The 8322-nt window shown below is 63.6% G+C and carries 11 protein-coding genes; 5 read left to right on the forward strand and 6 right to left on the reverse strand.

The features are described 5' to 3' along the window. Together MOV74_RS24545 and MOV74_RS24550 are read left to right on the forward strand one after the other, a co-directional pair. The coding region (locus MOV74_RS24545) for a PDZ domain-containing protein (RefSeq protein ID WP_246928411.1) at positions 1 to 572 on the forward strand (572 nt) is incomplete at its 5' end. Positions 573 to 845: 273 nt separating this feature from the next. Next, on the forward strand, positions 846 to 1208 hold the full coding sequence (locus MOV74_RS24550) for a hypothetical protein (protein WP_194408207.1): 363 nt from the start codon (positions 846 to 848) through the stop codon (positions 1206 to 1208). 12 nt (positions 1209 to 1220) lie between these two features. Here the strand turns inward: MOV74_RS24550 and MOV74_RS24555 are convergent, their stop codons facing one another. Both MOV74_RS24555 and MOV74_RS24560 read right to left on the reverse strand, forming a co-directional pair. Then, positions 1221 to 1520: a DUF6496 domain-containing protein gene (locus tag MOV74_RS24555; protein WP_246928413.1), complete on the reverse strand. Its 300-nt coding sequence runs from the start codon at positions 1518 to 1520 to the stop codon at positions 1221 to 1223. Positions 1521 to 1606: 86 nt separating this feature from the next. Further along, a complete protein-coding gene (locus tag MOV74_RS24560) occupies positions 1607 to 1801 on the reverse strand; it encodes a DUF3072 domain-containing protein (protein WP_246928423.1) in 195 nt (64 codons plus the stop codon). 115 nt (positions 1802 to 1916) lie between these two features. On the opposite strand from MOV74_RS24560, the gene MOV74_RS24565 reads away from it, so the two are divergent. After that, positions 1917 to 2138, forward strand: coding sequence for a hypothetical protein (locus tag MOV74_RS24565; RefSeq protein WP_246928425.1), 222 nt, complete (start codon positions 1917 to 1919; stop codon positions 2136 to 2138). Between the two features lie 17 nt (positions 2139 to 2155). Continuing rightward, the gene (locus MOV74_RS24570) at positions 2156 to 2365 is read left to right on the forward strand and encodes a hypothetical protein (protein WP_246928427.1); all 210 of its coding nucleotides are present in this window, start codon (positions 2156 to 2158) and stop codon (positions 2363 to 2365) included. A 103-nt stretch (positions 2366 to 2468) separates the two neighbouring features. Here MOV74_RS24570 and MOV74_RS24575 read toward each other — a convergent pair whose 3' ends face one another. Then, positions 2469 to 2717, reverse strand: coding sequence for a hypothetical protein (locus tag MOV74_RS24575; protein ID WP_246928429.1), 249 nt, complete (start codon positions 2715 to 2717; stop codon positions 2469 to 2471). A 94-nt stretch (positions 2718 to 2811) separates the two neighbouring features. Continuing rightward, a complete protein-coding gene (locus MOV74_RS24580; protein WP_246928430.1) occupies positions 2812 to 3069 on the reverse strand; it encodes a hypothetical protein in 258 nt (85 codons plus the stop codon). Positions 3070 to 3209: 140 nt separating this feature from the next. Here MOV74_RS24580 and MOV74_RS24585 point away from each other — a divergent pair, with 140 nt between their 5' ends. Next, complete coding sequence (locus MOV74_RS24585) at positions 3210 to 3431, forward strand: hypothetical protein (protein ID WP_246928432.1); 222 nt, start codon at positions 3210 to 3212, stop codon at positions 3429 to 3431. 115 nt (positions 3432 to 3546) lie between these two features. Here the strand turns inward: MOV74_RS24585 and MOV74_RS24590 are convergent, their stop codons facing one another. Next, positions 3547 to 5037 (reverse strand): HWE histidine kinase domain-containing protein, encoded by a 1491-nt coding sequence (locus MOV74_RS24590; RefSeq protein ID WP_246928434.1) that lies wholly within the window; start codon positions 5035 to 5037, stop codon positions 3547 to 3549. A gap of 13 nt (positions 5038 to 5050) precedes the next feature. Continuing rightward, on the reverse strand, positions 5051 to 8322 hold a 3272-nt coding region (locus tag MOV74_RS24595; protein ID WP_246928439.1), incomplete at its 5' end, for a response regulator.

The following is an 8322-nucleotide window of genomic DNA, read 5'->3' on the forward strand; positions in this document are numbered from 1 at the left end:
GCCTGAAGGAGGCGCGCGGCGCCATCGTCGACAGCCCGCAGGACGGCAGCCCGGCGGCCAAGGCCGGCATCGAGGCGGGAGACGTCATCACCGCCGTCAACGGCACCGCGATCAAGGACTCCCGCGACCTCGCCCGTACCATCGCCACCCTGCCCCCGGGCAGCTCGGTGAAGCTCGACGTCTTCCACAAGGGCGCGACCAAGACGCTGACGCTCGCACTCGGCGAGCTGCCGAACGAGCGGCAGGCCAAAGGAAATGGCAGCGCTGACGAGGGTAAGGGGCAGCCGAACGACGGCACGCCGCGTCTCGGGCTCGGCCTGGCTCCGGCCGGTGACGTCCAGGGCGCTGGCCAGAAGGGCGTCGTCGTCACGGAAGTCGATCCGCAAGGGCCGGCGGCGCAGCGCGGCATCCAGACTGGCGACGTCATCCTCAATGTCGGCGGCAAGGCGGTCGCCAATGTCGGCGACGTCCGCTCCGAGCTGGCGCAGGCCAAATCGTCCGGCAAGCGCAGCGTGCTGTTGCAGGTCAGAACCGCGGAGGCGACGAGGTTCGTGGCGGTGCCGCTCGCCTGAGGCGAGCATCGACCAGCCAAAAATCAAGCAAGGCGGCCCTCGGGCCGCCTTGTCCGTTTGCCTTCAGAGTCCCTGGAGGGGTCATCGATAACATTCTCGTTAACGGCAGGGATGGTGACCGGGTTCGTCCGAAAAAGCCGTGTTCGCTCATCACAGTTGAGTTGCTCGGGTCTGCCGGCAACGACGCCGCCAACACGGGTTGCAAGCGTGGAACTTCGAACTTGCCGCCGCTTTGTGGAGCTGGCCGGTGGTTCGCATTTGATCGGTGCCGACATGGATCGATTGAAGCTCTCGCTGAGGGGGGCGCTGCTCGCGGCGCCGTTCGTGCTCTGGGGCGGAAACGCGCTCGGTCGTGATGACGGCCGCTACGCGGACTCACCCCTCAAGCCATGGTTCGACAGCCTGCGCAGCCACCTCGGCCCGTGTTGCTCGGACGCAGATGGTTTTGCCGTCGCTGATCCCGACTGGGAGTCGCACAACGGGCATTATCGCGTGCGTCTCGACGGGGAGTGGGTCGAAGTGCCTGATGAAGCCGTCATCACCGAGCCGAACCGCGCCGGCCGCACCATGGTGTGGCCGGTGAAGACAGCCTTTGGGGTCTCGATCCGCTGCTTCATGCCGGGCAGCATGATCTGAGACAGGTCAGCGTCAATGCTTGCTGGATTTGCGCTTCGACGATTTCTTGGTTGTCTTCTTAGTCGTCTTCTTAGTGGTCTTCGTCGTCCTCTTCTTGGACGCTTTCTTCTTCGAGGCCTTCTTCGGGACCTTCTTGCCCTTCTTGCGCGCCTTCGACAGTCCGATCGCGATCGCCTGCTTGCGACTCTTCACGCGTCCGCCACGGCCCTTGCGACCGCTCTTTGCCGTGCCCTTCTTGTAGCGTCGCATCTCGCTTTCGACATCGCTGCCGGAGCTGCGTGAGTAGCGACGTTTCTTTGCCTTGCGTGCCATGCATGTTCTCCCTTGGCCGAGAGAACCATTCGACCCAGGCATGGTTCCGAAAGCGAGCACCTCACGTTCCAGATGCGCGACGCAGCCTAGAAGGAATTCGCCAGCTCGATCTCCGCTTCCAGCACCTGGATGCGACGTGCGGCCTCGGTGAAGGACAGATCGCGCGCATATTGTGCGGGCTGATAAGCCTCATCGCTCAGCCGTTTCAGCCTTAGCCCCTGCGCGCGGGTCATCTGCTCGGTGAGGAAGACCCTGGCGTCGTATTTACCTTGAACCTGCATCTGGCTTCTCCGTCCTGAAAAGGTGACTTGACTATATGTTCTTATTTTGTTCTAACAAGCCATGGACAACAGAATTAATGAAATTCGGCGTAAAATCAGCGTCTTGAGGCTGGAAATGGCCGACGTCGAGGCCGCCGTGCGCGATCGCGTCAACGGCGATCGCGATTGCAGCCAGCAGGCCCTGGCGCAGATGGATTTGCGCCGGAGGATCAATCTGCTGGTCGGCGAATGGAGGGCTGCCGGAGGCGGTGACGTGCTGCCTGACGTCCGCGACCGGATGCGCCGTCGTTCGTTGAAGACAGTCGGCAATCCCCAGCTCACGAACACACGGCGCTGAAATCTTTGAGGGGCGCCATGGAGGAAGACCCGGACACTTACCGGATCTTGAGGTTGCGCGCCGAGATTCTCGAATTGGGCTCTGCCATCCGGCAATTGCAGCGCGCGGGTCTCGATGATGCGGCGGCCCAACTTCTGATCGGACGCAAGCGCGCACAGCTCGAGTATCTCGTGAAGGCGAATTCTGTGAGCCCCGGGCTCAACTTCCAAGCGCGCCGGCCGCAATGAGCTGACGCGGGCGCTCGCCGATACGGCGCGCGATTGCCTCGATCATCGAGACGAAAAAGCCCCGCGCCGCCGCGGGGCTTTTGTTTGAGATGGGCGCCTGAGCTTACTTGGTGTTGCTCATGCCCTTGCTGCTCTTGTTCGTCATGGTGCCGCCCTGGTCCGATCCGGGACCGGAGCCGCCCTGGCCGGAAGGATCCGCGCCCTTCGAGGACTTGGTGTTGGCCCCAGTGGTCTGCGATGACGACATCGAGGATCCGTGTTTCGCCTTGTGCGACTTGGCCTGCGCAGCGAGCGGTGCAGCGGCGAGACCGGTTGCCAACATCACGGTGAGAGCGAGCTTGGTCATTGTCATGTGAGGAACTCCCTGAGTTAAATTGACGCAGGCAGCCAACCGCCATTTATCGCAGGAGTTCCCAACAAAGCATCTGCCCCGCTTGACGCACGCTTCAAGATTGCTTGTCCTCAGCGAGGATGAACACCACGCCGGTGAGGGTCGCGCCGATCGCGAACGTCGTCACCAATGTAAAGGCAAAAACGATCGCGGCTTGGCTTCCACCGTGATTGAGCAGGTTGGCGACGGCGGGATTGCACAGGATCAGCGCGAGACTGAAGGTGAGGCCGAGGGCCGCGCCCATCATCGCATGCGTCATCAGCTTGATGATGCCGGCAGGAGAGACCAAGTCCGACGACTTTTTTGCGCGCATGGGACTGCATCCCGATCTGGCATGCAAACGCGGGCTATAGTCGCCGGTTCCAAATAAATGAAGGAATTGTCATCACCGGCTTCATCCGGCGTTCATGCCGGTCTTGCGATGATAAGCGCCATCAAAACGGGACATTCGATATGGGTAAGGTAGTCTTTCTTTACCGCTCACTGGCCTATCGCAACGCCGCCGCGGACATCCTGCGCAAAGCACGCAAGCTGCCGCAGGGCGCGGAGCGAAGCGCGGCTCGCCGCTATGCCAGGGCGCTACGCGATCTCGCCCAAACGGAAGCCTGGCTCGAAGGCCGGGTCGCGCGCGAACCGCGGATGGCGCAACGTATGACGAGCGCGGCGTCCGGCTAGAGCTTTTGTCATTCCGATTGATTGTCATTCCGATTGAATCGAAACGGAAGCTCTCGATTCTCGTCCTGACGCGTTTTTTCGACGCGAAACAGTCTTCACTTCGCTGCAAAACGCTCTAACCGGATGCACGCTGCAATTCGGCGGCGCTGGCCTCGTCGAATTTGCCGGATGCGGTTGTCGCCGCCGTCTTGCGTGTCAACGGCACCTCCAGACGGCACAACAGGCCCTCGGCTCGCCAATCGAACAGCGCCTGACCACCGAGCTGGGACTCGACGCTCGCGAGCAGGCTCCGGGTGCCGAAGCCGCGAGATTTCGGAGTCATGACGAGCGGACCGCCGGATTCCTCCCAACTCAGCGTAAGCACTTGATCCTTGACCTGCCAGCCGATCGTGAGCCGTCCCGACCTGGTCGAGAGGGCGCCATACTTGGCTGAGTTGGTGAAGAGCTCATGCAGCGCGAGCGCCAGCGTCTGGGCCGTCGCCGGCAGCAACTGGACCTCCGGACCCGCCAATATGATCTGGCCACCGAGCGAATAGGGCGCAAGCTCCTCGTCGATCAGCCTGGAGAGCTCGGCGCCCTGCCAGCTCGACAGCGACAGGATAGTGTGCACGCGCGCCAGCGCATTGATCCGTCCCTCGACGGCGTTGACATAGTCCTTGACCTCATCGGCACGGGTGAGGCGCACGATCGACTGCGCCAGTGCCAACGCATTCTTGGCGCGATGATCGACTTCCCGCGCCAGCAGATTCTGCCGTTCCTCGGCACGTTTGCGTTCCGTAATGTCCACGGTGACGCCGCTCACGCGCACGACGCGACTGCTATCGTCCACGGTTGCCGCCGCCGTGCCGACGCACCAGCGCACTTCCCCGTCGGGCCTGATAATGCGGAACTCGGTCTCGTAGGCGCGCGCGCCCTTGTTGAATTCGGCGATCGCCTTGCGCAACTGATCGACGTCGTCGGGATGTAACAGCGCCTGAACGTTGGCCGGGTTGACCTCGAAGCTCTCGGGGCTGACGCCAAAGATGCGATACTGCCCCTCGTCCCACATCCAGTCGCCGCTGATCCAGTCCCAATCCCAGGAGCCCATCTTGCCGGCAGCGATCGCCATGCTGCGCCGCTGCTCGCTCTCGCGCAGCCTCGCGGTGGAGTTCTCCAATTCCGCCGTGCGCGCGCGGACGCGATCCTCGAGCTCCTGGTTCAGACGTTCGAGCTCGCGGGTCTTGCGGTAGAGCTCGGCAAACACCTTGATCTTGGCGCGCAGCACCTCCGGCACGACCGGTACCGGCACGTAGTCGACCGCTCCCATCTCGTAGCCGCGCAACCGGTCGATGTCGCTGACCTGGATGGCGGAGATGAAGATCATCGCGGTCTTCTGGAAGCGCGGATGTTCGCGGATCATTGCGGCGAGCTCGAAGCCGTCGAGCTCGGGCATGCAGACGTCGACCAGGATCACCGCGATCTCGGTCTTGAGCAGCAGCTCCAGCGCCTCGCGTCCGGACGAGGCGATCACGAGGTTCTCGCCGAGTTCCTTCAGGATCACCTCATAGGCGAGCAGCTTGGCCGGCTGGTCGTCGACGAGCAGGATGTTGACCTTTTCGTGGTCCATTCGCGGGCCCAACTCAGCGGTGCAGCCACATGCGGATCGCAAGCAGCAATTGATCGGTGTTGACGGGTTTGGCGAGGTAGTCGGACGCGCCGGCTTCGAGGCATTTCTCCCGGTCGCCCTTCATCGCCTTGGCGGTCAGCGCGATGATCGGAAGGCGGGCGAAGGCCGGATTTTCGCGAATGACGCCGATGGTCTGATAGCCATCCATCTGCGGCATCATGATGTCCATCAGCACGATGGCGATCTCCGGGTTGGATTCGACCAGGGTCACCGCTTCGTTGCCGGTCGTCGCCGTCAGCACTTTCATGCCGCGCCGTTCCAGCACGCTCGACAGCGCGAAGATGTTGCGGGCGTCGTCGTCGACGAGCAGCGCGGTCTTGCCGATCAGGTCCTCGTCGGAACTGTTCAGCTTCTCCAGCATGCGTTGCTTCTCGACCGGAAGTTCCGTGATGACACGGTGCAGGAACAGCGCCGTCTCGTCGAGCAGGCGCTCGGGCGATTCCACGCCCTTGACCACGATGCTGCGCGCCATGGTGTGGAGCTCCGCATCCTCTTCCGCCGAGAGTTCGCGGCCGGTGAACACCACGACCGGAATGTTCGACAGCGCCTCGTCGTTGCGGATCTGGTCCAGTACCTCGAAGCCGCTCATGTCGGGCAGCCGCAGGTCGAGCACCACGCAGTCGCACGGCTCTTCGCGCAGCGTCGAGAGCGCGCCTGCGCCGGTGTCGGTCGTTACGATCTCGATGTCGTCGTGGTGCAGCAGCTCGCGGATCGAGAGCTGCTCGGCCTCGTTGTCCTCGACGATCAGGAGCCGCTTGCGCCGCGGCCGTGCATATTCCTTGATCTGCGTCAGCGCGGCCGAGACGCCTTCGGTCGTCGTCGGCTTGTTGACGAAGGAGAACGCACCACGCGCCAGCGCATGCTGGCGGTCCTCGTCGAGCGTGATGATCTGTACGGGGATGTGACGGGTCAGCGGATTGTGCTTGAGCTGGCTCAGCACGGTCCAGCCGAGCATGTCAGGCAGGAACACGTCGAGCGAGACTGCTCGCGGCTGATATTGCTTGGCAAGCTCCAGCGCCTCCGCGCCGCGGGCGGCGACCAGCACCTTGAATCCCTTGTCGCGAGCGAGATCGACCAGCACGCGCGCATAATGCGGGTCGTCCTCGACGATCAGGAGGATGCTGTCGCCGGGCTCGAGGTTGAGCCGGTCGTCGGGAAGCTGCTCGATGACGCGCTGCTGCTCCGGCGAGGCCGGCTGCAGCGCCGGCGGCTGGTTGTGTGTCTGTGGCGCGGGCGCCGCGCGGGGGGCGAGCGTCGGGCCGGAATATTTGAGCGGCAGATAAAGCGTGAACGACGAGCCCTTGCCCGTCGCGCTGCGCAGATGAATTTCGCCGCCGAGCAGGCTTGCCAGCTCGCGGCTGATCGCAAGTCCAAGGCCGGTGCCGCCGTATTTCCGGCTGGTGCCGGCATCGGCCTGCTGGAACGCCTCGAAGATCAGCTTCTGCTTCTCCACGGGAATGCCGATGCCGGTGTCGGACACTTCGAAGGCGATCACCGCCGGCGCGGAATTCAGGACCGGGTGATCCGTACCCCAGCCGCCGACGGCGCCGGCGACCTTGAGGCGCACCTCGCCTTCGGCGGTGAACTTGAAGGCGTTGGAGAGCAGGTTCTTCAGGACCTGTTGCAGGCGCTTGGAGTCGGTGACGATGCTGCGCGGAAGGGTGGGATCGACGTCGATCTTGAACGACAGATTGCGATTGTCCGCCTCGTGCCGGAACGGCCGCCCGACGGTCTCGAGCAGGTTCGCGGTCAGGATTTCCTCGGCGTCGACCGTCACCGTGCCGGATTCGATCTTGGACAGATCCAGAATGTCGCTGATCAGATTAAGCAGGTCGGTGCCGGCGCCGTGGATGGTGCGGGCGAATTCGACCTGCTTGGCCGAGAGGTTGCCGTCCGGATTGTCGGTGAGCTGCTGTCCCAGGATCAGGATCGAGTTCAGCGGCGTGCGCAGCTCGTGGCTCATATTGGCGAGGAATTCGGACTTGTACTTCGAGGTCAGCGCGAGCTCGGTCGCCTTTTCCTCCAGGGCGCGGCGGGCCTGCTCGATCTCCTGGTTCTTGCGTTCGACCTCGACGTTGCGCTCGGCGAGCTGCTGCGCCTTCTGCTCGAGCTGGTCGTTGGTCTGCTGCAATTCGCGCTGCTGGGTCTGAAGCTCGCCGGCGAGCTGCTGCGACTGCTTGAGCAGGCCCTCGGTCTGCATCGTCGCTTCGATCGAATTGAGCACGATGCCGATGGAGTCGGTGAGTTGCTCCAGGAACGTCATCTGCGAGGTCGTGAAGGAGACGAGCGAGGCAAGCTCGATCACGGCCTTGACCTGGCCCTCGAACAGCACAGGCAGCACGACGAGGTTCTTCGGCGCGACGCGGAACAGCGCCGAGTTGATCGGCACCACGTCGGATGGAATGTCGGCGACAACGCGCGGCCGGCTGTCGAGGGCGCACTGGCCGATCAGTCCGTCGCCGAACTGCAATACGCGCTGATACGGATAGATGCCGTCGCTGGCATAGGAGGCCAGCAGCAGGAGGTGCGGATTGTCCTCGCTCTCGACCTGGTAGATCACGCCGGTATGGGCGTTCACCAGTGGCGACAGCTCGGTGAGCAGCAGCCGGCCGACGGTGGTGAGGTCGCGCTGGCCCTGGAGCATGTTGGTGAATTTGGCGAGGTTGGTCTTCAGCCAGTCCTGCTCGGTGTTCACGTCCGTCGTGAGACGGAGATTCGTGATCATCGTGTTGATGTTGTCTTTCAGTTCGGCCACCTCGCCGCGGGCGTCGACCTGGATCGATCGCGTCAGGTCGCCCTTGGTCACGGCGGTCGCGACCTCGGCGATCGCGCGCACCTGCGAGGTGAGGTTGGCAGCGAGCAGGTTGACGTTGCCGGTGAGGTCCTTCCAGGTGCCGGCAGCGCCGGGCACGTTGGCCTGACCGCCGAGGCGGCCCTCGACGCCGACCTCGCGCGCCACCGACGTCACCTGGTCGGCGAAGGTCGCGAGCGTCTCGGTCATGTTGTTGATGGTATCGGCGAGAGCGGCGACCTCGCCGCGCGACTTCATCGTCAGATTCTGCTTGAGATCGCCGTTGGCGACCGCGGTCACCACCTTGACGATGCCGCGCACCTGCTCGGTCAGGTTTGCAGCCATCAGGTTCACGGTGTCGGTGAGGTCCTTCCAGGTGCCGGCGACGCCGGGCACCTGGGCCTGGCCGCCCAGCTTGCCCTCGGTGCCGACCT

This window comes from Bradyrhizobium sp. SHOUNA76 (assembly GCF_023006445.1).
Taxonomy (GTDB): domain Bacteria; phylum Pseudomonadota; class Alphaproteobacteria; order Rhizobiales; family Xanthobacteraceae; genus Bradyrhizobium.

What these genes read in the sequence shown, in the direction of transcription:
- MOV74_RS24550 (WP_194408207.1), top strand. Translation starts at nt 846, where the DNA reads ATGGATCGATTGAAGCTCTCGCTGAGGGGGGCGCTGCTCGCGGCGCCG.
- MOV74_RS24555 (WP_246928413.1), bottom strand. Translation starts at nt 1,520, where the DNA reads ATGGCACGCAAGGCAAAGAAACGTCGCTACTCACGCAGCTCCGGCAGC.
- MOV74_RS24560 (WP_246928423.1), bottom strand. Translation starts at nt 1,801, where the DNA reads ATGCAGGTTCAAGGTAAATACGACGCCAGGGTCTTCCTCACCGAGCAG.
- MOV74_RS24565 (WP_246928425.1), top strand. Translation starts at nt 1,917, where the DNA reads ATGGCCGACGTCGAGGCCGCCGTGCGCGATCGCGTCAACGGCGATCGC.
- MOV74_RS24570 (WP_246928427.1), top strand. Translation starts at nt 2,156, where the DNA reads ATGGAGGAAGACCCGGACACTTACCGGATCTTGAGGTTGCGCGCCGAG.
- MOV74_RS24575 (WP_246928429.1), bottom strand. Translation starts at nt 2,717, where the DNA reads ATGACAATGACCAAGCTCGCTCTCACCGTGATGTTGGCAACCGGTCTC.
- MOV74_RS24580 (WP_246928430.1), bottom strand. Translation starts at nt 3,069, where the DNA reads ATGCGCGCAAAAAAGTCGTCGGACTTGGTCTCTCCTGCCGGCATCATC.
- MOV74_RS24585 (WP_246928432.1), top strand. Translation starts at nt 3,210, where the DNA reads ATGGGTAAGGTAGTCTTTCTTTACCGCTCACTGGCCTATCGCAACGCC.
- MOV74_RS24590 (WP_246928434.1), bottom strand. Translation starts at nt 5,037, where the DNA reads ATGGACCACGAAAAGGTCAACATCCTGCTCGTCGACGACCAGCCGGCC.